The organism is Nocardia sp. NPDC050408, assembly GCF_044458905.1.
Taxonomy (GTDB): Bacteria; Actinomycetota; Actinomycetes; order Mycobacteriales; family Mycobacteriaceae; genus Nocardia.
This window is the reverse complement of record NZ_JBITIL010000005.1, coordinates 228,125-252,060: the sequence shown is the minus strand read 5'-3', so window position 1 is coordinate 252,060 and position 23,936 is coordinate 228,125. Positions and strand designations below refer to the sequence as shown.

At 65.6% G+C, this 23,936-nt stretch carries 30 protein-coding genes; 8 read left to right on the top strand and 22 right to left on the bottom strand.

What is annotated here, in order from left to right; all coding sequences use genetic code 11:
- Window positions 1-54 precede the first annotated feature (54 nt).
- Together ACIBJI_RS17670 and ACIBJI_RS17665 are read right to left on the bottom strand one after the other, a co-directional pair.
- Window positions 55-1,281 (bottom strand): MFS transporter, encoded by a 1,227-nt coding sequence (locus tag ACIBJI_RS17670; protein ID WP_397084895.1) that lies wholly within the window; start codon window positions 1,279-1,281, stop codon window positions 55-57.
- 116 nt (window positions 1,282-1,397) lie between these two features.
- Entirely contained in the window at window positions 1,398-2,048 is a 651-nt protein-coding gene (locus ACIBJI_RS17665; protein WP_397084893.1) for a 2-oxoglutarate/malate transporter, read from the bottom strand.
- A 72-nt stretch (window positions 2,049-2,120) separates the two neighbouring features.
- Here ACIBJI_RS17665 and ACIBJI_RS17660 point away from each other — a divergent pair, with 72 nt between their 5' ends.
- Window positions 2,121-2,756 (top strand): TetR/AcrR family transcriptional regulator, encoded by a 636-nt coding sequence (locus ACIBJI_RS17660; RefSeq protein WP_397084891.1) that lies wholly within the window; start codon window positions 2,121-2,123, stop codon window positions 2,754-2,756.
- 114 nt (window positions 2,757-2,870) lie between these two features.
- Here ACIBJI_RS17660 and ACIBJI_RS17655 read toward each other — a convergent pair whose 3' ends face one another.
- The 13 genes from ACIBJI_RS17655 to rpsJ all read right to left on the bottom strand — a co-directional run bounded on the left by ACIBJI_RS17655 (window position 2,871) and on the right by rpsJ (window position 8,880).
- Complete coding sequence (locus tag ACIBJI_RS17655; RefSeq protein ID WP_364355551.1) at window positions 2,871-3,176, bottom strand: NUDIX hydrolase; 306 nt, start codon at window positions 3,174-3,176, stop codon at window positions 2,871-2,873.
- A 4-nt stretch (window positions 3,177-3,180) separates the two neighbouring features.
- The gene (locus tag ACIBJI_RS17650; protein ID WP_364355554.1) at window positions 3,181-3,474 is read right to left on the bottom strand and encodes a hypothetical protein; all 294 of its coding nucleotides are present in this window, start codon (window positions 3,472-3,474) and stop codon (window positions 3,181-3,183) included.
- Between the two features lie 135 nt (window positions 3,475-3,609).
- On the bottom strand, window positions 3,610-3,891 hold the full coding sequence (gene rpsQ / locus ACIBJI_RS17645; RefSeq protein ID WP_040686553.1) for a 30S ribosomal protein S17: 282 nt from the start codon (window positions 3,889-3,891) through the stop codon (window positions 3,610-3,612).
- Window positions 3,888-4,127: a 50S ribosomal protein L29 gene (gene rpmC / locus ACIBJI_RS17640; RefSeq protein WP_040686552.1), complete on the bottom strand. Its 240-nt coding sequence runs from the start codon at window positions 4,125-4,127 to the stop codon at window positions 3,888-3,890. Before rpmC ends, rpsQ begins: the two co-directional genes overlap by 4 nt.
- Window positions 4,127-4,543 (bottom strand): 50S ribosomal protein L16, encoded by a 417-nt coding sequence (rplP, locus tag ACIBJI_RS17635; RefSeq protein WP_014981662.1) that lies wholly within the window; start codon window positions 4,541-4,543, stop codon window positions 4,127-4,129. Before rplP ends, rpmC begins: the two co-directional genes overlap by 1 nt.
- A 3-nt stretch (window positions 4,544-4,546) precedes the next feature.
- Window positions 4,547-5,356 carry a 30S ribosomal protein S3 gene (gene rpsC, locus ACIBJI_RS17630; protein WP_040686551.1) on the bottom strand — a complete coding sequence of 270 codons (810 nt, stop codon included), beginning with the start codon at window positions 5,354-5,356 and terminating at the stop codon, window positions 4,547-4,549.
- Window positions 5,357-5,758, bottom strand: coding sequence for a 50S ribosomal protein L22 (gene rplV, locus ACIBJI_RS17625; protein ID WP_364355561.1), 402 nt, complete (start codon window positions 5,756-5,758; stop codon window positions 5,357-5,359).
- On the bottom strand, window positions 5,755-6,036 hold the full coding sequence (gene rpsS / locus ACIBJI_RS17620) for a 30S ribosomal protein S19 (RefSeq protein ID WP_040686549.1): 282 nt from the start codon (window positions 6,034-6,036) through the stop codon (window positions 5,755-5,757). The genes rplV and rpsS overlap by 4 nt, the downstream gene beginning before the upstream one ends.
- A gap of 15 nt (window positions 6,037-6,051) precedes the next feature.
- The gene (gene rplB / locus ACIBJI_RS17615) at window positions 6,052-6,888 is read right to left on the bottom strand and encodes a 50S ribosomal protein L2 (RefSeq protein WP_364355565.1); all 837 of its coding nucleotides are present in this window, start codon (window positions 6,886-6,888) and stop codon (window positions 6,052-6,054) included.
- Between the two features lie 33 nt (window positions 6,889-6,921).
- Window positions 6,922-7,227, bottom strand: coding sequence for a 50S ribosomal protein L23 (gene rplW, locus ACIBJI_RS17610; protein ID WP_040686547.1), 306 nt, complete (start codon window positions 7,225-7,227; stop codon window positions 6,922-6,924).
- Window positions 7,224-7,898 carry a 50S ribosomal protein L4 gene (rplD, locus tag ACIBJI_RS17605; protein ID WP_364355568.1) on the bottom strand — a complete coding sequence of 225 codons (675 nt, stop codon included), beginning with the start codon at window positions 7,896-7,898 and terminating at the stop codon, window positions 7,224-7,226. The genes rplW and rplD overlap by 4 nt, the downstream gene beginning before the upstream one ends.
- A complete protein-coding gene (gene rplC, locus ACIBJI_RS17600; RefSeq protein ID WP_040686545.1) occupies window positions 7,895-8,560 on the bottom strand; it encodes a 50S ribosomal protein L3 in 666 nt (221 codons plus the stop codon). The genes rplD and rplC overlap by 4 nt, the downstream gene beginning before the upstream one ends.
- A 14-nt stretch (window positions 8,561-8,574) precedes the next feature.
- Window positions 8,575-8,880, bottom strand: coding sequence for a 30S ribosomal protein S10 (rpsJ, locus tag ACIBJI_RS17595; protein WP_003938093.1), 306 nt, complete (start codon window positions 8,878-8,880; stop codon window positions 8,575-8,577).
- A 547-nt stretch (window positions 8,881-9,427) separates the two neighbouring features.
- On the opposite strand from rpsJ, the gene ACIBJI_RS17590 reads away from it, so the two are divergent.
- Window positions 9,428-9,904, top strand: a complete 477-nt coding sequence (locus ACIBJI_RS17590) for a hotdog fold domain-containing protein (RefSeq protein WP_364355573.1) — start codon at window positions 9,428-9,430, stop codon at window positions 9,902-9,904.
- A 190-nt stretch (window positions 9,905-10,094) separates the two neighbouring features.
- On the top strand, window positions 10,095-11,288 hold the full coding sequence (locus ACIBJI_RS17585) for a lycopene cyclase family protein (RefSeq protein ID WP_397084889.1): 1,194 nt from the start codon (window positions 10,095-10,097) through the stop codon (window positions 11,286-11,288).
- Window positions 11,289-11,330: 42 nt separating this feature from the next.
- Here the strand turns inward: ACIBJI_RS17585 and ACIBJI_RS17580 are convergent, their stop codons facing one another.
- The 3 genes from ACIBJI_RS17580 to ACIBJI_RS17570 are packed head-to-tail and all read right to left on the bottom strand — an operon-like array spanning window position 11,331 to window position 14,004.
- The gene (locus tag ACIBJI_RS17580; RefSeq protein WP_396957389.1) at window positions 11,331-12,185 is read right to left on the bottom strand and encodes an ABC transporter permease; all 855 of its coding nucleotides are present in this window, start codon (window positions 12,183-12,185) and stop codon (window positions 11,331-11,333) included.
- Window positions 12,182-12,964, bottom strand: coding sequence for an ABC transporter permease (locus tag ACIBJI_RS17575; protein ID WP_396957611.1), 783 nt, complete (start codon window positions 12,962-12,964; stop codon window positions 12,182-12,184). Before ACIBJI_RS17575 ends, ACIBJI_RS17580 begins: the two co-directional genes overlap by 4 nt.
- 35 nt (window positions 12,965-12,999) lie before the next feature.
- Window positions 13,000-14,004, bottom strand: a complete 1,005-nt coding sequence (locus ACIBJI_RS17570) for an ATP-binding cassette domain-containing protein (RefSeq protein ID WP_364355582.1) — start codon at window positions 14,002-14,004, stop codon at window positions 13,000-13,002.
- A gap of 398 nt (window positions 14,005-14,402) precedes the next feature.
- Between ACIBJI_RS17570 and ACIBJI_RS17565 the strand changes: the two genes are divergently transcribed.
- Window positions 14,403-15,926: an aldehyde dehydrogenase family protein gene (locus ACIBJI_RS17565; RefSeq protein ID WP_364355621.1), complete on the top strand. Its 1,524-nt coding sequence runs from the start codon at window positions 14,403-14,405 to the stop codon at window positions 15,924-15,926.
- Window positions 15,927-16,159: 233 nt separating this feature from the next.
- On the opposite strand, the gene ACIBJI_RS17560 is transcribed toward ACIBJI_RS17565, so the two are convergent.
- Window positions 16,160-17,401 (bottom strand): TetR family transcriptional regulator, encoded by a 1,242-nt coding sequence (locus ACIBJI_RS17560; protein ID WP_364355585.1) that lies wholly within the window; start codon window positions 17,399-17,401, stop codon window positions 16,160-16,162.
- A 130-nt stretch (window positions 17,402-17,531) separates the two neighbouring features.
- Between ACIBJI_RS17560 and ACIBJI_RS17555 the strand changes: the two genes are divergently transcribed.
- Both ACIBJI_RS17555 and ACIBJI_RS17550 read left to right on the top strand, forming a co-directional pair.
- A complete protein-coding gene (locus tag ACIBJI_RS17555) occupies window positions 17,532-18,335 on the top strand; it encodes an enoyl-CoA hydratase-related protein (RefSeq protein WP_364355588.1) in 804 nt (267 codons plus the stop codon).
- Between the two features lie 182 nt (window positions 18,336-18,517).
- Window positions 18,518-19,543, top strand: coding sequence for an SDR family oxidoreductase (locus tag ACIBJI_RS17550; protein ID WP_396957388.1), 1,026 nt, complete (start codon window positions 18,518-18,520; stop codon window positions 19,541-19,543).
- Here ACIBJI_RS17550 and ACIBJI_RS17545 read toward each other — a convergent pair whose 3' ends face one another.
- Window positions 19,544-19,918, bottom strand: coding sequence for a helix-turn-helix domain-containing protein (locus ACIBJI_RS17545; protein ID WP_364355594.1), 375 nt, complete (start codon window positions 19,916-19,918; stop codon window positions 19,544-19,546).
- Between the two features lie 91 nt (window positions 19,919-20,009).
- On the opposite strand from ACIBJI_RS17545, the gene ACIBJI_RS17540 reads away from it, so the two are divergent.
- The gene (locus tag ACIBJI_RS17540) at window positions 20,010-20,936 is read left to right on the top strand and encodes a zinc-binding dehydrogenase (RefSeq protein WP_364355597.1); all 927 of its coding nucleotides are present in this window, start codon (window positions 20,010-20,012) and stop codon (window positions 20,934-20,936) included.
- A gap of 14 nt (window positions 20,937-20,950) precedes the next feature.
- Window positions 20,951-21,358 carry a nuclear transport factor 2 family protein gene (locus tag ACIBJI_RS17535; RefSeq protein WP_364355600.1) on the top strand — a complete coding sequence of 136 codons (408 nt, stop codon included), beginning with the start codon at window positions 20,951-20,953 and terminating at the stop codon, window positions 21,356-21,358.
- On the opposite strand, the gene ACIBJI_RS17530 is transcribed toward ACIBJI_RS17535, so the two are convergent.
- On the bottom strand, window positions 21,355-22,605 hold the full coding sequence (locus ACIBJI_RS17530) for an Nramp family divalent metal transporter (protein WP_364355603.1): 1,251 nt from the start codon (window positions 22,603-22,605) through the stop codon (window positions 21,355-21,357). The genes ACIBJI_RS17535 and ACIBJI_RS17530 overlap by 4 nt on opposite strands.
- A 119-nt stretch (window positions 22,606-22,724) precedes the next feature.
- On the bottom strand, window positions 22,725-23,714 hold the full coding sequence (locus ACIBJI_RS17525; RefSeq protein ID WP_364355624.1) for an alpha/beta hydrolase family protein: 990 nt from the start codon (window positions 23,712-23,714) through the stop codon (window positions 22,725-22,727).
- Window positions 23,715-23,936 lie beyond the last annotated feature (222 nt).

The window sequence follows — 23,936 nt, the reverse complement described above, 5'->3', positions numbered from 1 at the left end:
GGAATCACTATAAGTAGATGTATACGTATAACGCAAGGCCTGCATCGAGCGGCTTCAGATCGCGCCGACCGGCCGCCGCTCCCGGTCGACCCGACGCACCACCTTGACCAGCAGCAACAGTCCGATTCCGAGTCCGAGCCCGAGTACCGCGGCCGCCGCGAATCCCGCCGGGAAACCGCCCGCGTCGATCGCAACCCCGCAGAGCGAACTGCCGATGCCGTTGCCGAGCGTCATCGCGGCGCCGTGCCAGCCGATCGCCTCGCCGCGCCCGCCCTCGGGAACAATTCGACTCAACTGATCGACGGATGCGACAAGCGTTGGCGCACAAAGCGCTCCGGCGATGAGTCCGGTCACGCCCAGCGATAGCGGACCGACAGCGAAGCACATCGGAATGGTGACGGCGCCGAGCCCGGCGAGCAGCACATACGTCGAAATGGATCGATGCAACGCGCCGTAGACGAGCCCACCGACCAGCGAACCGAAACCCCAGACCGCCATGACCACGCCGAGCCATCGCTGCGCGCCGAACTCGCGAATCGCGGATACGAATGTCAATTCCGACCCCGCGAGCACCGCGATCGCCACACACGCGCCGATGCACAGCGCGACGAACTCGACCCGGAACCATTCGCGCCGCGGCACCGTCGCGGCCTCGGCCTTGTCATCCCCGCCTTTGACATCGCAGCGCAGCGGCGGATTGCGGACCCACACAAAGACTCCCGACAACACCAGCGCCATCTGCATCCCGAAGAGGGTGAGCGTCGTCGACCAAGCCGTCGCGGCGGCGACACCGAGCACCGGCCCGACCATGAACGCCATCTCCACCGAAACCGATTCCAGTGCCAGCGCCGGTTGACGGCTCTGCTCGGTCGTCGCCGCGATCACGGCCTGCCGCACTACCGTGAAGATCGGAATATCGAAAAGCCCGGCGACCGCCGCGAGCACCAACAGCGCCGCATACCCCACAAACGGCGCGATCGACCAACACACCGCCCCGACCACAATCGACGGCAGAATCGTCCGACGCAATCCGAACCGATCCAGCATCCGCCCCCGCCAGGGCCCACTCGCCGCAACACACAGCGTCACAACTGAACTCAGCGCGCCCGCCTGCCCATACGACCCGTGCAACGTCTGCACCACATGCAACGCGAGCAACACCGCCCCGGCGAAAAACGGAATGCGAACCATCACCCCCAGTAGCAGCACACTGCGCACCGCCGAATCCGCCAACACCTCCCGATAGGCCCGCACCCGACCGAGCGTCCCACGCCCACCCACCCCACGCCACCAATTAATCCCATGATTCGATCTACAGCGCACCAATGTCGCCAGTTCAGATTCGCACGTACCCAAGCCTTTCGGATCCGGCCGAATCGCTCAGACGTGATCGCGGCCTAATAGCGCAGTAGCTCGACGCAGTACACGAGAATCCAGCTGACCCAGCCGAGCCATCCGATGAGGCCGATGAGTGCGCCGCGGCTGGTTCCATTCGCGTTGTAGGGGCTGGTCGACGCGGAGATGAACAGTAGTGCGGCGCTGACGTATCCGAGCGACGCGTGCCAAACGGCGATAAGTCCGGTACTCACTCCGGCGGCGGTGAAGCCAAGCATCGCCATGGCGAGGAAGACCTGGTTGAACCCGAAGAGCACGTTGCTCAGCGCCCACAGGCCTGCCACCGAATCACGGTCACGCGAAGCGGCCGCGGCCATGCCGAATCGGAGTGCCTCGACGCAGGTGAACGTGACGTTCTGCATGAGCACTCCGGCGAAACCGACCAGGGCCCACGCCTGCGGTCCGGACCCGCCCTGCCAGAGCACCGATAACAGCCCGGCGGCGAAGACGGTGAGGCACACCCACCCGGCCGGAGCCGCGACCGACGGTTTGCGCAGTGCGCCGCCGACGGAGGCGAAGGATGCGACGACGGTGTCGAAGCCATCCCTCGACACTGGACGCGGTAGTCGGCCGCGCACATAGACGGCGTTGATCACGACCGCCAGCAGCACGAATCCGAAACCGCCCAGGCCTGCCAATGCGGTGAACTCCATGAAGCCACATCCTTCTACAATTAGGTTTAACGAGACTATATTGAATGTAGTTAGCAACAACCCAGGAGGACAATGGAAGCGCAGCCAGACCGACGCCGCTACGACTCGCTGCGCCGACTGACGCAGGCCAAACAGACGCACGCCGAGATCGCCGAGGCCGCGCGCCGATTGTTCGTCTCCCAAGGCTGGACGGCCACCACGGTGCGCGAGGTGGCGCGCGAAGCGGGGGTTTCGGTGCCGACGGTGTATGCGGCATACGGGAGCAAGAAGGGATTGGTCCAAGCCCTGGTCGATGCGGCCGACCTCGCGGCCGACCCGGCACGGATGGTCGCGGAGTTGGAAGCCACCCCCGACCCCGAAAGCCAGCTCGCGGGAATGGTCGGCTATGACCGCAGGCTGTTCGAGCGCGCCGGAGATCTCATCGCATTGTTACGCGAGGCGGGCCGCGTCGAATCCGATCTGGCCGCTGTGTATCAGCAAGGCAGGCTCCTGGCTGATCGAACTCGCATCCAAGTGTTCTCTACCTGGCCCGACAACACCCTGCGCGTAGACCTCGACCTCCCCACCGCTGTCGACATCTACGCCGCCCTGTGCAATATCGACGTCTACACCACCCTCACCACCGAACGCCGATGGCCACCGCAACGCATCGAACATTGGTGGACCCAAGTCCTGACCCGCGAACTCCTCAACCCGCACCGCCCATAGGCGAGCGCGAGGGCAGTGGCACAAATGCAGCGCAGCTAGCCGATTCGCGGTGCGGACTAGAATCAACGAGCTGGACACCTCACGGCGCAGACTCGCCGTGCTCTAGGTACCGGGTCACAGCTTCGGCACGTGCGACACCGGCTTGCCGCAGACGTCGGGCGAGAGAGTCTTATCACCTTCGCCCTCGCTCGGTGCCCAGTCGTGGACGAGCAATCGCTTTGGTAGGCGGTCGATTCCGAGCTCTTCACGAACCTCGCGGCGGCACGCCGATGCGGGTGCTTCACCCGGCTCTACATAGCCACCGGGTATATCCCAACCATTGCCATAGGTCTTGTGTACCAACAGCACCTCGTCGCCGCGCACGAAAAGCGCTCCCGCCGCCAGCCGTGCGCGCGCAAAATGATTGTCCTCGTCGGTCATTGGTTCACCTCACGACATGCATCCGTTGGGCCAAGGATTGCAAGACGAACGAAGGACCGCCGTGCGCATTGCGCATCCAGGTGAGTACGAGTTGTCGGCTGAGGTAATGGTGGCGAACTTGTTCCGGTGCCGCCTGCTCGGCATCGAGTAGGGCCGATACCGAATCCTGTTGGCGACCTGCCAAATTGAATGCACGCGCAAGCTCGAGCTGGTGCCGAATCCGGCGCTCCACCGGCAGGGCGGAGGTATCCAGCCCGGGACCCAACCGAAGCGCGATCTGCACATCGCCGAGTTCCATCGCGGTGTTGACTCTGAATGATCCGAACCGCTGAGCAAATATGAAAAAGGCCCGCTTCCCAAATGGGAAGCGGGCCTTTGCTTTACCGCCGGAAAAGGCTGACCGTTTCGAGCGACCTGCAAGCAGTCGCTACGGTTACTTGGCCTTCTCCAGGACCTCGACCAACCGCCAGTGCTTGGTGGCCGACAGCGGGCGGGTCTCCATCAGCTGGACGCGGTCGCCGACACCGGCGATCTCGTTCTCGTCATGCGCCTTCACCTTGGTGGTGGAGCGAATGATCTTGCCGTAGAGCTTGTGCCGCGTGCGGTCTTCCAGCTCGACCACGATGGTCTTGTTCATCTTGTCCGAGACCACGTAGCCGATGCGGACCTTGCGGGTGCCGCGCTTGACCTCGGGGGTCACTTTCTCTTCACTCATGCCGCATCTCCCTTGCCAGCGGGTGCCGAGGCCAGGCCGAGCTCGCGCTCACGCATGACCGTGTAGATGCGCGCGATCTCGTGACGCACGACGCGCAGGCGACGGTTGTTGTCCAACTGACCCGTCGCCATCTGGAAGCGCAGATTGAACAGCTCTTCCTTCGACTCGCGCAGGCGGGCGACGAGCTCCTCTTCGTTGAGCTCGCGGAGCTCTGCGGCCGGTGTACCGGTAGCCATCAGAACTGCTCCTCCCTGGTCACGATCCTGCACTTCATGGGGAGCTTGTGCATCGCGCGGCGCAGGGCCTCACGAGCGATCTCCTCGTTGGGGTAACTCATTTCGAACATCACGCGTCCGGGCTTGACGTTCGCGATCCACCACTCCGGCGAGCCCTTACCGGAACCCATGCGGGTTTCGGCCGGCTTCTTGGTGAGCGGGCGATCCGGGTAGATGTTGATCCAGATCTTGCCGCCACGCTTGATGTGGCGGGTCATCGCGATACGCGCGGACTCGATCTGCCGGTTGGTGACGTAGGCGGGCTCGAGAGCCTGGATGCCGAATTCACCGAACGCGACCGAAGTGCCGCCCTTGGCCATGCCGCTGCGGCTCGGGTGATGCTGCTTCCGGTGCTTGACCTTCCGTGGCATCAACATGCGTCAGCCCTCCTGTGTTTCTGCCGGGGCGTCGGCAACCGCGGTAGCAGCGCCGGCACGCCCGGCCTCGGTGCTGGTCGCGGTGGTGCCTGCGGAACCGGACCGACGCGGGCGGCTCGGCCGCTCCCGACGCTCGCGGCGGTCACCAGCGGCGGGCGCGGCCGCAGCCGTGACCTCACGCTTGCCACCGACGATGTCGCCCTTGTAGATCCAGACCTTCACGCCGATGCGACCGAAGGTGGTCTTGGCCTCGTAGAGGCCGTAGTCGATGTCCGCGCGCAGCGTGTGCAGCGGGACGCGACCCTCGCGGTAGAACTCCGAGCGCGACATTTCGGCGCCGCCGAGGCGGCCCGAGCACTGCACCCGGATGCCCTTGACGTTCGGCGAACGCATGGCCGACTGGATGGCCTTGCGCATCGCGCGACGGAACGCCACACGGTTGGACAGCTGCTCGGCGACACCCTGGGCAACGAGCTGCGCATCCGACTCGGGGTTCTTGACCTCGAGGATGTTCAGCTGCACCTGCTTCTTGGTGAGCTTCTCCAGTTCGGCGCGAATGCGATCGGCCTCGGCGCCACGGCGACCGATGACGATGCCGGGACGCGCGGTGTGGATGTCGACGCGAACCCGGTCACGGGTGCGCTCGATCTCCACCTTGGAGATGCCCGCCCGCTCCATGCCAGTGGCCAGGAGCTTGCGGATGGCGACGTCTTCCTTCACGTAGTCCGCGTACTGCTTGTCCGCGTACCAACGCGACTTCCAGTCGGTGGTGATACCGAGGCGGAAGCCATGGGGGTTGATTTTCTGTCCCATTTACTTTGCCCCTCCCTTCCGGCGGTTACGAGTGGATCCACCGGCGGTGGGCACGCTCTCGACCTCGATGGTGATGTGGCTGGTGCGCTTGCGGATCCGGAACGCGCGGCCCTGGGCCCGCGGCTGGAAACGCTTCATGGTCGCGCCCTCGTCGACGTAGGCGGTCGAGATCACCAGGGTCGACGGGTTCAGGCCGAGGTTGTTCTCGGCGTTCGCCGCGGCGCTGGCCACGACCTTGGCGACCGGTTCGCTCGCGGCTTGCGGCGCGAACTTCAGGATCGCGAGGGCGTCCTCGACCCGCTTGCCGCGGACCAGGTCCACGACACGGCGAGCCTTCATCGGGGTCACGCGAACGTGCTTGGCGGTCGCGCGCGCAGTCGGGTTCTGAGTCTCAGTGGTCATCGCCGCTTGCTCTTCCGGTCTTCCTTGACGTGGCTCTTGAACGTCCTGGTGGGCGCGAACTCACCCAGCTTGTGGCCGACCATGGACTCCGAGACGAACACCGGCACATGCTTGCGGCCGTCGTGGACGGCGAAGGTGTGTCCGATGAAATCGGGGATGATGGTCGAACGACGGGACCAGGTCTTGATGACCTGCTTGCTGCCCTTTTCGTTCTGAACGTCCACCTTCGCGAGGAGGTGGTCGTCGACGAACGGGCCTTTCTTGAGGCTACGTGGCATTTCTTACCTCCTCCTTCAGCGCTTCTTGCCGGTCTTGCGACGGCGGACGATGAGCTTGTCGCTCGGACGGTTGGGCTTGCGGGTACGGCCTTCCGGCTGACCCCACGGCGAGACCGGGTGGCGACCACCGGAGGTCTTGCCTTCACCACCACCATGCGGGTGGTCGACCGGGTTCATGACGACACCACGGACCGTGGGGCGGCGACCCTTCCAGCGCATGCGGCCGGCCTTACCCCAGTTGATGTTCGACTGTTCGGCGTTGCCGACCTCGCCGACGGTGGCGCGGCAGCGCACGTCGACGCGACGGATTTCACCGGAGGGCATACGCAGCGTGGCGTAGGGGCCTTCCTTACCGAGCAGCTGGACACTCATGCCGGCGGCGCGGGCCATCTTGGCGCCACCGCCCGGACGCAGCTCCACGTTGTGGATCGTGGTACCGGTCGGGATGTTGCGCAGCGGCAGGTTGTTACCCGGCTTGATGTCGGCGGTGGGGCCGGACTCGATCGGGGTGCCCTGCACCACGCCCTTGGGGGCGATGATGTAGCGCTTCTCGCCGTCCACGTAGTGCAGCAGCGCGATATTGGCGGTGCGGTTCGGGTCGTACTCGATGTGCGCGACCTTGGCCGGGATGCCGTCCTTGTCCAGGCGACGGAAGTCGATCAGACGGTAGGCACGCTTGTGGCCGCCACCGCGGTGACGAGTGGTGATGCGACCGTGCGCGTTGCGGCCACCCTTGCTGTGCAGCGGGCGGATCAGCGACTTCTCGGGGGTCGACCGAGTGATCTCAGCGAAGTCCGAGACGCTGGAGCCACGACGGCCCGGCGTAGTCGGCTTGTACTTACGGATTGCCATGAGTTCTTCTCTGCTTTCTGGATTCCCAGGCGCTTACGCGACCGGGCCTCCGAAGATCTCGATGGGCTTGCTGTCGGCCGAGATGGTCACGAGCGCGCGCTTGGTGTCCTTGCGCTTGCCGTAACCGAAGCGGGTCCGCTTGCGCTTGCCCTGACGGTTGGCGGTGTTGACGCTGGTCACCTTCACGCCGAAGACCTTCTCGACGGCGATCTTGATCTGCGTCTTGTTGGAATCCGGGTGCACGATGAAGGTGTAGGTACCTTCCTCGATCAGTCCATAGGACTTCTCCGAGATGACCGGCGCCAGCAGAATGTCGCGGGGGTCGGCGATCGTGGTCACTTGCTCTCCTCCTGTGCGGATTCGGCGGGGCCGTGCACGAAGGCGTTCAAGGCCTCGACGCTGAACACCACTTCGTCGCTCTCGAGCACGTCGTAGGTGTTGAGCTGATCCGGCGCGATCGGGTGCACGAACTCCAGGTTCTGCACGCTCTTCCAGCCCGCGACGTCCTCACGTCCGAGGACGAGCAGGAACTTCTTCCGGTCCGAGAGCTCGGACAGGAACGACTTAGCGGTCTTGGTCGACGGGTTCTGACCCGAGACCAGTTCGGTGATCACGTGGATGCGCTCGTTGCGCGCACGATCCGAGAGAGCTCCACGCAGCGCGGCGCGGATCATCTTCTTGGGGGTGCGCTGGCTGTAGTCGCGCGGCTGCGGACCGTGCACGGTGCCACCACCGGCGAACTGCGGCGCGCGGGTCGAACCCTGACGGGCGCGACCGGTGCCCTTCTGGCGATACGGCTTCTTGCCACCACCGGAGACCTCGCCGCGCGTCTTCGTCGAGTGCGTGCCCTGGCGTGCGGCAGCGAGCTGCGCGATGACGACCTGGTGCATCAGCGAGATGTTCGCGGTGACATCGAAGATCTCGGCGGGGAGCTCGACGGTGCCGTTGGTCTTGCCGCCGAGTTCCTTGACCGGGAGGGTCAGATTGGTCTTCTTCTCGACGCTGGTCATGCGTGCGCACCACCCTTCACTGCGCTCTTGACGGTCACGACGCTGCCCTTGCGACCGGGGATCGCTCCCTTGATGAGCAGCAGGCCGTTCTCGGCGTCCACCTTGTGAACCGAGAGGTTCTGCGTGGTGACGCGGTCGTTACCCATGCGACCCGACATGCGCATGCCCTTGAACACGCGGCCGGGGGTGGCGCAACCACCGATGGAACCCGGGCGACGGTGCACCGCCTGGGCACCGTGCGAGGCGCCCTGACCACGGAAGCCGTGGCGCTTCATGGTGCCTGCGAAGCCCTTGCCCTTGCTGGTGCCGGTGACGTCGACGTAGGCGCCCTCTTCGAAGACATCGGCGTTGATCTCCTGGCCGACCTCGAAGGTGGAGGCGTCCGCGACCCGGATCTCGGCGACGTGGCGGCGCGGAGTGACACCGGCCTTGGCGAACTGACCGGAGACCGGCTTGTTCACCTTGCGCGGGTCGATGGCGCCGAAAGCGACCTGGACGGCGCTGTAGCCGTCGCGCTCCACGGTGCGGATCTGGGTAACGACGTTCGGTCCGGCCTTGATGACGGTCACGGGGACGACGCGGTTCTTGTCGTCGAACACCTGGGTCATGCCGAGCTTGGTGCCCAGGATGCCGGCCGCTGGCCTGTTCTTGTTGTCAGTCATATCTCGAGTCCCCGTCACTGAATGTTGACGTCGACGCTGGCCGGCAGGTCGATGCGCATGAGGGCATCAACCGTCTTCGGCGTCGGGTCGAGGATGTCGATCAGCCGCTTGTGCGTCCGCATCTCGAAGTGCTCGCGCGAGTCCTTGTACTTGTGCGGCGAACGGATGACGCAGTACACGTTCTTTTCGGTCGGCAACGGCACCGGCCCGACCACACGGGCCCCGGTGCGGGTCACCGTCTCCACGATCTTGCGCGCGGACGCGTCGATCGCTTCGTGGTCATAGGCCTTGAGCCTGATGCGGATCTTCTGTCCCGCCACGCTAAGTGTCCTTTTCTCCGCTTATCGTTCGTGGTCCGGAAGCCGGCTTCCGTACCACCTTCAATTGCACAGCCCGAACACACGAAGACGTCCCAGCCCGAGTGGATCAGGCCCGGAGGAGGCAGCCTGCGCAACCACGCAGGTCCCCCGCTCGGGCAGATCCAACACAGTGAGACCGCGACCGGGCACCGCCCGATCCTCGCCGCTGTTCATCTGTCATGGTTCTCCGGTCCACGCGGTCGGGCGTGTCGCCCCTCCGCTCATTCCTCGGCCCCGGTTCGAAACTTCACCTGGCCTGGAACGTTTGTCCCGGACGCACCCACGCTGGATGTCCAGCGAGGTACACGATTGGGTGTTGCTCGCCTCACCACCCGCCACAACCGTCGAACGGCATGACCCGGTGCAAGGCAACCCGAACAGTATGCCCGACCGCGTTGGCGACTTCAAATCCGCCCCCCGCCAATGACTCCTCAGCAGGTCAGGTTGTGAATCCCGGGCGCGCCCCGGTCGCTACCCGCACGAACTTACTTCCGAGTAAGATAAGGGCATGACGAAACCGACCGCGACCCATCGGATCTGGAACAAACTTCCGGACAACCGGCTCGGGCACACCCTGTTCTCGCTCGGCATGGTGGCCCGGGTGCCCTACTTCGGCACGGTGCTGCCGAGCGTCGTGCGTTTGGAGCCCGGACTATGCGAGGTGACCTCGCCGAAGTGGTTCGGCATCCACAACCACCTGGGCACATTCCATGCGATCGCGGCCTGCAATCTGGCCGAGGTGGCGATGGGAATGCTCAGCGAGGCCACGGTGCCCGATACCCACCGCTGGATTCCCAAGGCCATGAATGTGGAGTACCTGGCCAAGGCCGAGACCGGTCTGCGCGCAGTGGCCGAGCTGGCCGAGGTACCCGACTTCACCCAGATCACCGAGGGGCAGGAGCTGACCGTCCCGGTCTCCATCTACGACAAGCACGGCCGCGAGGTGGTGCACGCCGACATCACCACTTGGATTACACCCAAGTAGGCAACACCGTGAACGCGGCGAAGTCCCAACGCCGACGCGGCCGGTGCCCTGCGCCAGCGAGGTACACACCCACTGCGCGACCTACACACTATTTTCAGCGGGTGTGCAGGTCACACGGGGGTGTGCGGTTGGCCGCACCTACGGGGAGCATTGTTGCGGGCGAACGGGGGGAGCGGATTGAATGCGGAATATGAGCGACAGGGCGGTCCGGGAATTCGACCTCTGCGTGGTCGGGCTCGGACCGACCGGTCGGGCGCTGGCGCATCGGGCGATGCTGGCCGGGTTCCGCGTCGCCGCCGTCGATCCGCGGCCGGACCGGCTCTGGATGCCCACATTCTCCTGCTGGATCGATGAGCTGCCGGAGTGGTTGCCGTCGAGCGCCATTGCCGCGCGCATTCCGAAGCCGACGGTCTGGACGAAGTCCGAGCATCGGATCGACCGCCCCTACTGCGTGCTCTCGAAGACCGGACTGCGCGATGCCCTGCCGCTCGACGACGCCACCGTCATCGCCGGGCGGGCCACTCGCGTCGAGGCCAATGAGCTGGAGCTCGCGGACGGCACGACTTTCAGGGCCACAACAGTTTTCGATACCCGCGGGCTGCCGACACTCGGACGGCGTCGAGCCGCCAGCGCGCACGGCATCTTCGTCGACGCCGAAACCGCCGCGCCCATGGTGACCGAAGGCGAGGGACTGCTGCTGGATTGGCGTGCGGAGAACGGCGCGGGACCGAATGAGCCGCCGTCGTTCCTCTATTCCGTCCCGCTCGGTGACGGCACAGTGATCTTCGAGGAGACCAGCCTCGGCCTGCGCGGCGGCATGCCGCAGCACGAGTTACGCAGGCGCACCCTGAATCGTCTCGCCGCACACGGCATCCGACTCAAAGGCGACGAACCGACCGAGGCTGCGCACTACCCACTCGACCAGCCACCGCCGAAAAAGGGTACCGCCCAGGCGATTCCTTTCGGCTCCCGCGGCGGCATGATGCATCCCTGCACCGGCTACAGCGTCGCTGATTCGCTGGCTTTGGTCGACACCGCCGTCGAAGCCCTGCGACAAGGCCGTGACCCCATCGCCGAACTCTGGCCACTGCAGGCCCGACTGGTGTACTGGATGCGCATGCGCGGCCTCTGGGGCATGGGCCGCCTGACGACCGAACAGTCCATCGCCATGTTCGACACCTTCTTCCGCGCCTCCCCCCGCGGCCAGCGCGCCCTGCTCTCCGCCCACGACGACTACACCGCGCTCGGCGCCGTCCTCTTCAACACCGTCGCCCGCACCTGGCCGTTTCGCTGGCGCTACGACCTGGTCGGCTGGACGAACCGGAACCGCTGGGCCGATTTCGAATTCGCCGCAGCCGAACGCGAGGAAGGCCGGATCGGCTGACCCGGACCCGCGAGCCATCCGAACCCGCGGGGACCCGATACGTCAGGCGCCGGTTTCGGCGGCGCGCTGGTAGCCGCGGATCGCGGGGTACGCGAACACGACGATGAGCCCGAACACCCAGGCGATGGTCTTCAACAGTGGGTCGGCGACGGCACCGCCGTAGGACAGTCCCTTCATCGCATCGATGGCGCAGCTCATCGGCTGATTCGCGACCACGTCCTGCAACCAGGTCGGGTAGGCGATCACCGGCACGAACCCGGAATTGAAGAACATCAGCAGGGTATTGACGATGCCGATAATGCTGACCAGCATGACGCCCTCGGTAATGGTTGCCAGCGCCGTGACCAGCACCGCGAAGCCGACGCCGAACAGCACCGGAATGCCGATCAACGCGATGGCCGCCAGCGGACCCTGCCCGAAGCGGAAACCGAGGCAGAAGCCGACCACGATCACGAACAGCGTGGTGACCAGCACGCGGACCGCTTCGGCGCAGAGCCTGCCCGTCAGTCCGGCCGCCCGGTGCACCGGCATGGTCCAGAACCGACCGAGCAGTCCGGTGTACTTCTCGCCCTTGAAGCCGAGCGCGCTGACCACCGCACCGGACATCGCCGCGACCAGCGTGATCAGCGCGACCTGTCCGTAGATGCTCGGTTTACCGGTGGCCGCGGTAATCGAATTGCCGAGCACGACACGGAACATGAACAGTGTCAGCGCCGGATAGATCAGCGTCTGGATGGTGGTCGCGGGATCGCGCGCCCACACCAGCAGCAACCGCCTGCACTGGATCAGGCTGTGCGCGATCCAGGTCGACAGCGCGCGTTCGGATGGCGTGGCCACCCGCGGCAGCGGGTCGAATCCGTCCACCTCGATGCGCTCCAAGGTCTCGACCGAACTCATGACCGCCTCACACTCGCCCAGATCGCCAACGGGGTGAAGACGATCGCCATACCGCCCAGCCAGGTCAGCGGCACCCACAGCACATCCCAACTCACCCCGTCATGCGCCATATCGCGCAGCGCGAAGGAGAACTGGGAGATCGGCTGATTGCGCACGAACGGCCGGATCCACATCGGAAAACTGCGTTCCGGGACGAATCCGCAGGACAGCATGCCGAAGATCAAGGTGGGCAGCGTCAATGCCTGACTCAGCGATTCCGGACTCTTGGTCAGGCTGCCGAGCGCGTCCGCACCGAGTGCGAGGACGGTACCGACCGCGATCGAGAACACACAGAACAGCACGGCCTGACCGAGTCCGGCAATGAAATGGAAGCCGATCATGTAGCCGAAGATGATCGCCGCGGTCAGCGCGGTCAGCGAACGCACGAGGCCCGCGCCGATGCGAGCGCTCAATGGCACCAGTGCGCCGATCGGCATCGTTTGTAGTCGGGTGCTCAGACCGGTCAGCGCCTCGTATGCGGACAGCTGCGCATTCGACATCATCGTGAACGCCATGGTCTGCAGCACGATGATCGGCATGACGAACTGGGCGTAGTCGATACCCTGGAACTTCATGACGAACCGCAGCGGCAGATAGAAGCCCAGGGTGAACACCAGCGGGGTGACCATCGCGACGATCAGTTCGCCCTTGACGGCCATGGTCCGCACAATGCGTCCGGCCAGCGCGCGCCACTGCGCGAAGTAAGAGAGCCTGGCCACGGGCAGCTCGGCGAAGAGCAGCGCCGAATCGGCCCGCTCGACGGTTCCGGAACTCACTAGTGGCCGCCCGAATGGCCGGTGATGGAGAGGAAGACATCGTCGAGCGACGGCCTGCGCAGTGCGATATCGGCCAATTGGATCCCGGCGGCATCGAGCCTACGCAATGCCTCCGACAGCGTGGCCGCGCCGTCGGGGGCGGGAATCGAAATCCGGTCGCCGCCATCGATATCGGCGAGTACGGCGGCGGGCACCAGATCACCGAGTGCGTTGGCGGCCTTGCCGAGCTGACCCGGAACCAGTGGGACCACCTCGCAGTAGCTGCCGCCGGTCTTCTCCTTGAGTTCGTCGGCGGTGCCCTCGGCGATCACCGTGCCCTTATCGATGACGATGATGTTGTCGCTGAGCACATCGGCTTCCTCGAGGTACTGCGTGGTGAGCAGCACCGTGATGCCCTGATTCTTCAGCGCGGTCACCAGATCCCACACGCCCTGCCGGCTGCGCGGATCCAGACCGGTGGTCGGCTCGTCGAGGAAGACCACCTCCGGCCGCACCACCAGTCCGCAGGCGATATCGACCCGACGACGCATACCGCCGGAATAGTGGCGCACCGCGCGACGGCCCGCGTGCACCAGGTCGAATTCCTCGAGCAGGGTGTCGGCGCGCTTGCGGGCGGCCGATTTGCCAAGTCCCATGAGTCGGCCGAACAATTCCAGGTTCTCCCGGCCGGAGAGGTTCTCGTCGAGCGCGGCGTACTGGCCGGTCATCATGATCGAGCGGCGCACACCCGCCGGATCCTTCAGCACATCGTGGCCCGCGACCACGGCGGTGCCGGAGTCCGGGCGCAGCAGGGTCGACAGCACTTTCACCATGGTGGTCTTGCCCGCACCGTTGGGCCCGAGGATGCCGAGCACACTCGCCCGCGCGGCGGTGAAGCTGATGCCCTGCAGCGCGTGCACATCGCCGAATGACTTCCGGACATCCGCAACCGCGACCGCCGCGTCACCACCATCGACGGGTGGTGGCTCGCTGGTATGCGAATCCGCTTGGTTCAAACTCGGCATCAACTCTCCACTGTGTCTGATCGGCGGCGTTCGCGGGGCCGGGGCGGCGACCGCGGGTCGCCAAAAGCGTGGGCATGAATACGTCCCGGTTGGTGATCCCTGTCGCCACGCGTGATGTTACCGGCAGAGCCATCCCTGCAGGGCAGACCGCGCCATACCCAGCGGACTGCAGCCTAAGTGTGTGCTTACTCACATTTCTTTCCGCCGACCCACCCGACCGGAGAACGCCGCTGGTGACGGCCCTCGAGGGGCAGCGTAGGGGCGGTAGCGACACCTTGTCCGGCCGTCGCGGCGCCCATAGTCTGCTAGACGGGGGAAACGCACTCACTCGTTTGCGGCAGCGCTGCTTCGCCAAGCGTTCAGCGACCTGCGGCGGATCGACCCTGCGAGAGGTGACCATGGCCGAGACCGCGCAGCCGAGGCTGGCAGCGCATACGGGAGGATCGGGCCGACCGAACGTGCTGACGTCCTATGACCCGCGCACCGGCGAAATCGTCGGCAACTACGCCGTGATGGGCGCGGGCGAAATCAACCGCACCGTACGCGCCGCACGCTCCGCTGAAAAGTGGTGGGCGGAGCTGGGATTCAGCGCCCGCAAACGCTGGCTACTGGATTGGAAGCGCAGTATCGCCAGGCGCGCAGGCGAATTGGTGGAAATCCTGTGCGAGGAAACCGGAAAACCGGAGGCGGACGCGGCAATCGAGGTGATGCTCGCCGTCGAGAATCTGGATTGGGCGGCCCGCAATGCCGCACGCGTGCTGGATCGACGCAAGCTCGGCGCCACCTGGCTGACCCGCAATCAGCACGCCTCCGTCGGCTATCTGCCGCTCGGCGTGGTCGGCGTGCTCGGGCCGTGGAACAACCCGGTCTTCACCCCGATGGGCTCGATCGCCTACGCGATGGCCGCGGGCAATGCCGTGGTGTTCAAACCCGATGAACTCACCACCGGCGTCGGGGTCTGGCTGGCCGACAGCTGGAACAAACTGGCGCCGAATCAGCCTGTGCTGCAGGTCGTTACCGGGGATCACGCCACCACCGCGGCTCTATGTCGGGCAAAGGTGGACAAAATCGCCTATGCCGGTTCGGATGCGGGCTCACGCGAGGTGATCACGCTGTGCGCGCAGACCTTGACGCCGGTGGTGGTCGAACGGAACGGCAAGGGCACCATGGTGGTTCACGTCGACGCCAAACTCGACGAGGCCGCCGAGGCCGCGGTATTCGGCGCGATGGCCAATGCGGGCCAGAACTCCACCGGCATCCAGCGGGCTTATGTCGCCAACTCCGTCTACGACCGATTCCTGGAACTGGTGATCGAACAGGCGCGGCGGCTGCGGCCCGGTGCGGATAAGCGCGCGTCCTACGGTCCGATGATTCTGGAATCGCAGGTCGAGGTGGTGCGCAAGCAGGTGCGCGACGCAGTGGCCAAGGGCGGGCGCGCGGTGGTCGGCGGACTGGATTCGATTCGCGACCCCTATATCGAACCGATCGTCTTGGCCGAGGTGCCGGAGGAGAGCCTCGCGATCACCGGCGAAGGCATCGGGCCATTGCTGATCGTCAACAGGGTCGCGAATATGGACGAGGCGGCGCAGCGGATCAACGCGGTCGGCAATGGTGTCGCGGTGTCGGTGTTCACCCGGGATGTGCACGGTATCGAATCCTTCGCCGAGCAACTGCGGGTTGGCGTTGTGACCATCAATTCTTCGACCACGTATGCCGGGATTCCGGCGCTACCCTTCGGTGGGGTCGGTGAATACGGACAGGGACACCATCACGGCGATCAGGGACTGCGCGAGTTCAGCCGGACGTTGGCGATCGCACGCAAGCGGTATCGGGCCCCGGTCAATCTGTCCACCTTCGACCGGCACTCACGGCATCTGCGCACGGCCAAAGCGATCTTCCGGATGCGTCACGGAGGTGTTTGATTTGCCGCGCCTGCGGCGCGACCCGTTCGCGGCCCATGGTGTCTCGCGTCCGTGCCGTCGAGACTCGCTCCATCGGGGTCGTAATGGCGGGCCCTACAGCACCTGATGCACGCGCGTGCTGCAAGGGCGAGTCCCGCGCCTGCAGCGCATACGCTTCGACAACTCAGAAGCGAGACCGGCCGCGAACGCCGCTCGTAAGACACGCTCCGTTGGGGGCGACGATCGTGCGAGCGTCAGCCCAGAAGGACGGCCTCCATCAGGGCGCAGACTCGGGCCAGTTGTTCGGGGCGTGGGTCGAATTTGGTCAACCGGCCCACGTCGATCACCTGAGCGATGGCGGCATGCACGCGAAAGCGCGCCTCCACCGAGTCGCCGTCGAGCAGGTTGGCCCACTCCAGCACGTTCTGGCGCTGGATGGCGCGCAGCTTGTGCTGTTCGGCCTGCGGCAGGTTGCTGAATTCGGCGTAGTAGACCGGCATGATCTCCGGCATCGCGAAGGTGAGCCGGGCCTGGCGGTAGGCAATGCGCCGCACCGCGTCCGGACGGCTGGTGGCCTCGGCCAGCGCCTCGGTGATCGCGATGGCCACCCGGTCGCCGGTGCGGTGGAAGGCGGCGGCGAGTAGATCGGCCTTGCTGCTGAAGTACCGGTAGACGCTGGAGGCGTTGATGCCGACGGCCGCGCCGATTTCCTCGATGCTGGCCTCGTGATAGCCCTGGCGACCGAAGATCCGGATCGCCTCGGTGAGCAGCTGTTCGCGTTTCGAGGTGACCGGCAGGCCGCGGGTGGCCGGTCCGGGCGTGGGCTCGGTCGGTGCGGGCGGCAGTTCAGCGCGCAGGATCGACCAGCTCATCTCGCGCAGCAGTGGCATCAGCCGGGCGGTGGCGAGCGTGGTGCGATGCGAGGAGATGCTGGCGATGGCGCTCAGCACGCCAGCGGCGAGCATTGCCACGTCGGCGGGCGGTGCGCTGGGACGCAGCTGTCGGATCGGTTCGGCGAGCGTCGCGTTGAGCGCGTCGTAGACCTTCCTGATCCGGGCGCGGTCGTCGGCCTCCAGGTAGCGCCGCTCCCAGCGGTACAGTCCGGCCTCGCGACGAATATCGATGGTGTGTTCGCTGATCGCCTTGATCAGCGCGTCGAGCCGGGATTGCGGCTCCAGATTCGGATCGTCCGCGGCGCGCGCGACCTTCAGCAGATGCAAGGCACCTTCTTCGGCGGCCGCGACCAGCAGCGCGTACTTGTTCGCGAAGTGGCGATACAGCGCGGGCCCGGAGATGCCGACCTCCGCGGCGATCTCGTCGACGCCGACCGGGTAATACCCGCGTTCGCTGAATGCACGCGCGGCGGCCCGGATGATCTGGACCTTGCGATCCTTCGGGCGACGCCGCACCGTCTGGGCCGGCTCCGCCCCCGTCCTGTTCCCACCCGCGTCGGGCCGCGCGGAAGCGAGACCGACCTCGCTGCGATCCGCGACCATGTAGCTCTCCGTTCCGGTGCGGCGCCGTTGGTTGACAGCGCCGGACAAATCATCCTAAGTTAACCACAATTCGCAAAGTTAACCACCATTCATGGGAATGCCCCGCCGGATTCCAGACCAGGAGCACCAAATGAGCAACCCCGATTCCGCGACCACATCCGCGGGTTTCAGTGCCGTCAATGACGGCAAGGTGCTCCGGGTCACGCTCACCAAGCCCAAGCGCAAGAACGCCATCGACTACGACACCATGGTCGCCCTCGGTGACACCTTCCTCGCCGCCGCCGAGGACCGTTCGGTGCGGGTGATCGTACTGACCGGCGAGGGCGGCGACTTCTGCACCGGCGCCGATCTTGCCGCATCGGCCGCCGAGGCGCAGCGCGGGATCACTTCGGACATGGTGATGGATGCGGCCAACCGGCTCGTGAAAGCGATTGTGGACGCGCCGATTCCGGTCATCGCGCGGGTCAAGGGCGCGGCCGCGGGTGTTGGTGTCGGCATCGCGCTGGCCGCCGACCTGGTCTACGCCGCCGAGGATTCCTATCTGCTGCTCGCCTTCATCAATATCGGTCTGATGCCCGACGGCGGTGCGGCAGCCATGGTCGCCGCCGCGGCCGGCCGACCGCTGGCCGCGGAAATGGCTCTGCTCGGCGAGCGACTCCCCGCGCCGGCGGCCAAGGCGGCCGGACTGTTCACCGCCGTGGTCCCGCAGGACGAACTCGACGCCAAGGTCGAGGCCGCGGCCGCCAAGATCGCCGCGGGCCCGCGCCGCGCCCTCGAACTCACCAAGAAGGCATTGAACGCCGCGACACTGCCCGCCTTGGACGCCGCGCTCGCCGCCGAAAAGTCCGGCCAGAGCGAACTGCTCCAGTCCCCCGACTTCTTCGAGGGCGCGACCGCCATGCTCACCAAGCGCAAGCCGGTCTTCGCCGACTGATCGGGTCGGCGAGCGAGCATCGAACCGAGCTCGGTGCGGGGATCGTCAGCGTCCCACGGCTTACCGCTGCCTAGCGAGTGATGCGCGGGGGCCGCGCCGACCACAGGTGCGGCGACCGTCCCGAGGGCGGAGCGTGATCCCGGACACAAGCGTGCCCGCACGAGCGACTATGTTGATCGGCTATGGCTTACCTGGTTACCGGAGCAACTGGGTTCATCGGTCGATTTCTTATTCCCGAGCTGCTGAAACGGGAGCGGGATATTCATGTGCTGGTCCGGCCGGGGGATGATTCGGCGGACCGGTATACCTGCTGTGCTCGGGAATGGATGGGCGGGGAGCGGGTGCGGGCGGTACACGGGGATATGGGAGCGCCCAGGCTCGGCATCGATCCGGCCTGGATCGCCGAGCATCGGGGCTCGATCGAGCATGTCTTCCATCTGGCGTCGAGCTATGACCTCGCCGAACGCGGCGACGGCACCAGACATGTCGTCGATGTCGTGCAAGAGTTGAAAGCCACTCTGCTGCACCATGTCTCGACGGTGGATGTGGCGGGCGGGTTCGACGGCCTGTTCACCGAGGATATGTTCGACGAGGGTCAGGTGCTGAGTTCGCCCATGCAGCGGGCGAAATTCGAAGCCGAGAAGATCGTGCGCGAATCCGGGTTGGGCTGGCGGATCTATCGGCCCTCGATCGTGATCGGACATTCGCGCACCGGTGAGATCGATCGAATCGAAGGGCCCTACTACTTCTTCCGGCTGCTGCGGATGGCCGCGCAGCTGCCGAGGATCCTGCCGGTGCTGGTGCCGAAGCTGGGTGAAACCAATATGGTCCCGGTCGATTTCGTGGCTCGCGCACTGGCCCACATCGCACACCAGCCCGACTCGAACCACACCACCTACCACCTGGCCGATCCGCGCCGACAGAGCGCGGCCGAGGCGCTGAATCTGTTCGCCGACGAGGCCGGTGCGCCGCATCTGGTGGAGGTGATGCCCAAGCGCACCCTGGAGATGATGCTGCGCGTTCCCGGCACGAGCTGGCTACTACCCCGCGTCGGCGTCCCCCAGGATGTGTTGGAGCACAGCGAATTCAGCTGCTGGTTCGACTGCCGCAACGCCACCGCCGCACTGGCGGGCACCGACATCAAGGTGCCGCCCCTGGCCGCATATGCTCCGGTGATCTGGAAGTACTGGATCGAAAACTGGGTGTGATCAGCCCGCCTGCTCGTATTCGGCTCTGGCCGCGTCGATTTCGTCGATGTGCTCGATGGCCCAGGCCCGCAGCACATCGACGGCGGCACTCAAGCTATGGCCGAGCGGTGTCAGCGTGTATTCGACGGTGACCGGCACGGTCGGATACACCGTGCGCGACACCATGCCGTCGCGTTCCAGACCGCGCAACGTCTGGGTGAGCATCTTCTGCGTAATGCCCTGCACCTGCCTACGCAGCTGCGAGAAGCGCAGCGTTCCCGGCTTCAGGGCCAGCAGCACGAGCCCGGTCCAGCGTTCACCGAGCCGATCGAACACCGCGCGGGACGGACAGTTCAGGTTGAAGATGTCGTATGCCATGAGATCGTTGGTATCCACCAGGTACCTATACCACTAATTACTGCCTTCTTTCATCTGGAAACCAGCCCTCTTAGTGTCGTTTTCGTAGCAATGACCAGGAGGAAGTCAGATGAAGGCCCTTGCAGCAACCGGTGATCCGACCTTGGTGCGGTTCGTCGAGGTCACCGAACCCACGGCCGCCCCCGATGCGGCGGTCATCCGGGTCGAGGCGTTCTCGGTGAACCGCGGCGAGATTCTCGCCATGACCGGTGCCTACGGCACGCCGACCGTACCGGGCACCGTCATGGGACAGGACGTTGTCGGCCGGGTCGTCGCGGCCGCCGCCGACGGATCGGGGCCCGCCGTCGGAACCAGGGTGGTCGGCCATGCCGAGGGCGGCGGGTGGGCCGAGCGGGTAGCCGTCCCGACCTCCGCACTGGCCGAACTGCCCGACACCCTTGCCGCCACCAGTGCGGCCGCCTTGCCGCTCGCGGGTTTGACCGCATTGCGTCTGCTTCGGCACGTCGAGGCCCCGGCGGGCAAGCAGGCGCTGATCACCGGCGCATCCGGCGGCGTCGGTCATTACCTGGTGGAATTGGCAACGGCCGCAGGCATTTCGGTGACGGCGGTGGCAGCATCGCCCGAACGCGGCGCCCGGCTGGCCGAACTCGGCGCGGCCGTCGTCCATGATGTCGCGGACGCCGACGGTCGCTTCGATGTCATCTTCGAATCGGTCGGCGGCGATGTCTTCGCCGCCGCGCTCGCCCGGATCGCACCCGGCGGTACCGTGCTGTGGTTCGGTCAGGCCAGCCTGCAACCGATCCGGCTCAGCTTCTTCGAATACCTTGCGGTCACACCGTTCACGCTGCGGCATTTTCCGCACTGGGTCGCCGACACCACCGATGCCGAGGATCTGCGCGTGCTGGTCGACCTGACGGCTACCGGTCGCCTGCATCCGGAACTCGGTAGGGTCGCCGACTGGGCCGAAACGGCGAGCGTGCTCACCGATCTGAACAACCGCCGGATCCGCGGCAACGCGATCCTCACCATCGCCTGAAGGAGCGAGCGATCATGTCGACCACCGAGCAGACCCGCGCCACCATCCTGGCCTATATCGAGGCACTCGGATCCGGTGACGCCGCACGCGCCGCCGGGTTCTTCACCCCGGATTCGACCTGGACCCTGTTCGGCGAGCTGCCGACCGCGCGCACCTGGACCGGCCCCGAGGAGATCTTCGGGCAATTCGTCGCGCAGATGATCGAGCGGATGGACGTGTCGCAGCCGATCGGACAGGAGGTGCGGACCGTGCTGGCCGACGGTGCGCAGGCGGTCGCCGAATGGACCACCCGCGCGACCACCAAGGCGGGCGAACCGTATGCCAATAATGTGGCGATCGTCTTCCGGGTCGAGGACGGCAAGATCGCCGAAGCCCGTGAGTATTTCGATACGGGCTATGCCCAGCGCACGCTGTTCGCCTAGTTGCCCGTGACGGTCAGGTAGATAAGGGCCACGTTCAGCAGGCTGATGATGATGGCGACGAGCCAGGCCAGGCCGGTGGTTACGCGATGGTTGACGTCGGCGCCCATCAGGATGCGGTCGCTGGTGAAGCGGACCAGGGGGATCAGGGCGAAGGGGATGCCGAAGGACAGCACTACCTGCGAAATGATCAGTGCGCGAGTGGGATCGATGCCGATCGCCAGGATCAGGATGGCCGGGATCAGGGTGACCAGCCGCCGAACCAAGAGCGGAATCTTACGGTTCAGCAGGCCTTCCATGATCATTGCCCCGGCATACGCGCCGACCGACGTCGATGCCAGCCCGGAGGCCAGCAGGCCGATCGCGAGCAGTAGCGCGGCGACGGGACCGAGCGCATCGCCGACAGCGGCGTGCGCACCCTCGAGGGTGTCGACATTCTCGCGGCCGCGCAGGGTATTCGCGGCCATCAGCAGCATGGCCATATTGACCGTGCCCGCGAGCACCATGGCCAGTCCGACGTCGTATCTGGTGACCCGCAGCAGCCGTGCCCGCAGCGGACCCACTTCGGGCTGACCGTGCCGATCACGGGCCAATCCGGAGTGCAGGTACACCGCGTGCGGCATGACGGTCGCGCCGATCATGGCCGCTGCGAGCAGCACACTTTCAGCGCCCTGGAACCGCGGCAGCAGACCACCGACGGTGCCGGAGACCGACGGCGGCGAAATCACCACGCTGGCCAGGAAGCCGATGGCGATGACGGCGAGCAGACCGGTGATGACCCGCTCGAACGGCTTCTGCCCGCGCTGGTTCTGCACCAGCAGCAGTGCCATCGAAACCACACCGGTGATCAGTCCGCCGAGCAGCAGCGGCAGATCGAACAGTAGCTTCAGCGCGATCGCGCCGCCGACCACCTCGGCCAGGTCGGTGGCCACCGCTACGGTCTCGGCCTGCACCCAATAGGCAAGGCGTACCGGACGACTCGACTTGTACCGCACCGCCTCCGGTAGCGACATCCCGGTGACCAACCCCAGCTTCGCCGATAGGAACTGCACCAGTCCGGCCATCACATTGGCCATCACGATGACCCACACGAGTAGGTAGCCGAACTGAGCGCCCGCGCTGATATTCGACGCCACATTGCCGGGATCGACATAGGCGATGGCCGCTACGAAGGCTGGACCGAGCAAGACGGTGACGGATCTCGCCCGGGTCGTCACGTTCCGCGCCGACTCGACCAGGGTTGTACTCATAGAACAGAATTTTACGGGTTCCCGAACTTTTTGTTTAGCACTATCTATATAAAACAGACCGCCCCGGTTGTGTACAAGGTCACAATCGGGGCGGTCGGTTGGGAAGCGCGGGGATCGACTCAGAGACCGAGGCCCTTGGCGAGGGTGGGCCAGGAGGCGTGCAACTCGTCATTCCAGTAGCCCCAGGAGTGGGTGCCATTGGGACGGAAGTTGAAGGTGGCGGGGATGCCCAGCGAATCCAGCTTGGCCTTCATGTTGTTGGTGCAGTAGTTGGTGCCCGCCTCGATGACACCGCCGATCAGGATCTGGTTGGCCAGACCGCCCGAGCCGGGCAGTGCGTACTGACCGTCCAGGGTGTCGTACGGGCCGGGCAGACCGTTGCCGGTCGAGATGTAGAGGTCGGTGCCGCGCAGACCCTCGGCGTTCACGTAGGGATCGTTCGCCGTCCACTCCGGCCCACCGATCGGGCCCCACATGTTCTCGACATTGCCGCCGCCCCAGGTCTCGACGGTCAGCCTGACGAACTCCGAGCCGACCGGATCACTGGTCTGGGCGCAGCCGCTGTAGGCCGCGGCGGCCTTGTAGAGGCCCGGCTTGGCGATCGGCAGCGCGAGCACGGTGGTGCCCGAGGTGGACAGCCCCGCGATCGCGTTGGTGCCGTTGGTACCGAGCGCGCCGTCGATCAGCGGCGGCAGCTCCTCGGTGAAGAAGGTCTTCCACTTGTTGCGGCCGAGAACCGGATCGTCCTTGATCCAGTCGGTGTAGTAGCTCCACTTGCCGCCGATGGGCTGCACCACATTGACGTTCTTGTCGCCGAGGAACTTCAGCGCATCGGTCTTGGCCACCCAGGACGCGCTGTCCTCACCGCCGCCGGCACCGTTGAGCAGGTAGAGCACCGGGCGCGGCGCCGAGGCGTCGGCGGGGCGCTGCACGTCGACCGGGAAGGTCCGGTCCATGGCGGCGGAGTAGACATACAGGCGGATGCTGCGGTCGCCCTTGTACTCCGCCTTGGTGATCTTCGAGCCGTCCGGCGCGACCGGGTTCGCCAGCAGCGTCTTGGAATCCATGATCGGATCAGCCGTCGCGGTAGATGCGCCGAAGCCGGACATGACCCCCGCGAATACCGCGGTTGCCGCGATCACCGCCGCCGCACGTGTGCCGCGACGCCGGATCAGACTACGCATCAATTTCACACCTTCACTTCGTATTGTGATTACGGTAGGGCTTCCCCTTGCCGCGGGCATGCACCGCGGCCGACCATACGGCCTATTTAGTCGTGACGATAGTGGACATCGTTACCGCAATGTTGCTCCATCATGCCTGAACGGCCG

Excerpts from the sequence above, each read along its gene's own strand:
- ACIBJI_RS17665 (WP_397084893.1), bottom strand. The coding sequence starts at position 2,048 with ATGGAGTTCACCGCATTGGCAGGCCTGGGCGGTTTCGGATTCGTGCTG.
- ACIBJI_RS17660 (WP_397084891.1), top strand. The coding sequence starts at position 2,121 with ATGGAAGCGCAGCCAGACCGACGCCGCTACGACTCGCTGCGCCGACTG.
- ACIBJI_RS17655 (WP_364355551.1), bottom strand. The coding sequence starts at position 3,176 with ATGACCGACGAGGACAATCATTTTGCGCGCGCACGGCTGGCGGCGGGA.
- ACIBJI_RS17650 (WP_364355554.1), bottom strand. The coding sequence starts at position 3,474 with ATGGAACTCGGCGATGTGCAGATCGCGCTTCGGTTGGGTCCCGGGCTG.
- rpsQ (WP_040686553.1), bottom strand. The coding sequence starts at position 3,891 with ATGAGTGAAGAGAAAGTGACCCCCGAGGTCAAGCGCGGCACCCGCAAG.
- rpmC (WP_040686552.1), bottom strand. The coding sequence starts at position 4,127 with ATGGCTACCGGTACACCGGCCGCAGAGCTCCGCGAGCTCAACGAAGAG.
- rplP (WP_014981662.1), bottom strand. The coding sequence starts at position 4,543 with ATGTTGATGCCACGGAAGGTCAAGCACCGGAAGCAGCATCACCCGAGC.
- rpsC (WP_040686551.1), bottom strand. The coding sequence starts at position 5,356 with ATGGGACAGAAAATCAACCCCCATGGCTTCCGCCTCGGTATCACCACC.
- rplV (WP_364355561.1), bottom strand. The coding sequence starts at position 5,758 with ATGACCACTGAGACTCAGAACCCGACTGCGCGCGCGACCGCCAAGCAC.
- rpsS (WP_040686549.1), bottom strand. The coding sequence starts at position 6,036 with ATGCCACGTAGCCTCAAGAAAGGCCCGTTCGTCGACGACCACCTCCTC.
- rplB (WP_364355565.1), bottom strand. The coding sequence starts at position 6,888 with ATGGCAATCCGTAAGTACAAGCCGACTACGCCGGGCCGTCGTGGCTCC.
- rplD (WP_364355568.1), bottom strand. The coding sequence starts at position 7,898 with ATGACCAGCGTCGAGAAGAAGACCAATCTGACCCTCCCGGTCAAGGAA.
- rplC (WP_040686545.1), bottom strand. The coding sequence starts at position 8,560 with ATGACTGACAACAAGAACAGGCCAGCGGCCGGCATCCTGGGCACCAAG.
- ACIBJI_RS17590 (WP_364355573.1), top strand. The coding sequence starts at position 9,428 with ATGACGAAACCGACCGCGACCCATCGGATCTGGAACAAACTTCCGGAC.
- ACIBJI_RS17585 (WP_397084889.1), top strand. The coding sequence starts at position 10,095 with ATGAGCGACAGGGCGGTCCGGGAATTCGACCTCTGCGTGGTCGGGCTC.
- ACIBJI_RS17580 (WP_396957389.1), bottom strand. The coding sequence starts at position 12,185 with ATGAGTTCGGTCGAGACCTTGGAGCGCATCGAGGTGGACGGATTCGAC.
- ACIBJI_RS17570 (WP_364355582.1), bottom strand. The coding sequence starts at position 14,004 with ATGCCGAGTTTGAACCAAGCGGATTCGCATACCAGCGAGCCACCACCC.
- ACIBJI_RS17565 (WP_364355621.1), top strand. The coding sequence starts at position 14,403 with ATGGCCGAGACCGCGCAGCCGAGGCTGGCAGCGCATACGGGAGGATCG.
- ACIBJI_RS17560 (WP_364355585.1), bottom strand. The coding sequence starts at position 17,401 with ATGGTCGCGGATCGCAGCGAGGTCGGTCTCGCTTCCGCGCGGCCCGAC.
- ACIBJI_RS17555 (WP_364355588.1), top strand. The coding sequence starts at position 17,532 with ATGAGCAACCCCGATTCCGCGACCACATCCGCGGGTTTCAGTGCCGTC.
- ACIBJI_RS17550 (WP_396957388.1), top strand. The coding sequence starts at position 18,518 with ATGGCTTACCTGGTTACCGGAGCAACTGGGTTCATCGGTCGATTTCTT.
- ACIBJI_RS17540 (WP_364355597.1), top strand. The coding sequence starts at position 20,010 with ATGAAGGCCCTTGCAGCAACCGGTGATCCGACCTTGGTGCGGTTCGTC.
- ACIBJI_RS17535 (WP_364355600.1), top strand. The coding sequence starts at position 20,951 with ATGTCGACCACCGAGCAGACCCGCGCCACCATCCTGGCCTATATCGAG.
- ACIBJI_RS17530 (WP_364355603.1), bottom strand. The coding sequence starts at position 22,605 with ATGAGTACAACCCTGGTCGAGTCGGCGCGGAACGTGACGACCCGGGCG.
- ACIBJI_RS17525 (WP_364355624.1), bottom strand. The coding sequence starts at position 23,714 with ATGTCCGGCTTCGGCGCATCTACCGCGACGGCTGATCCGATCATGGAT.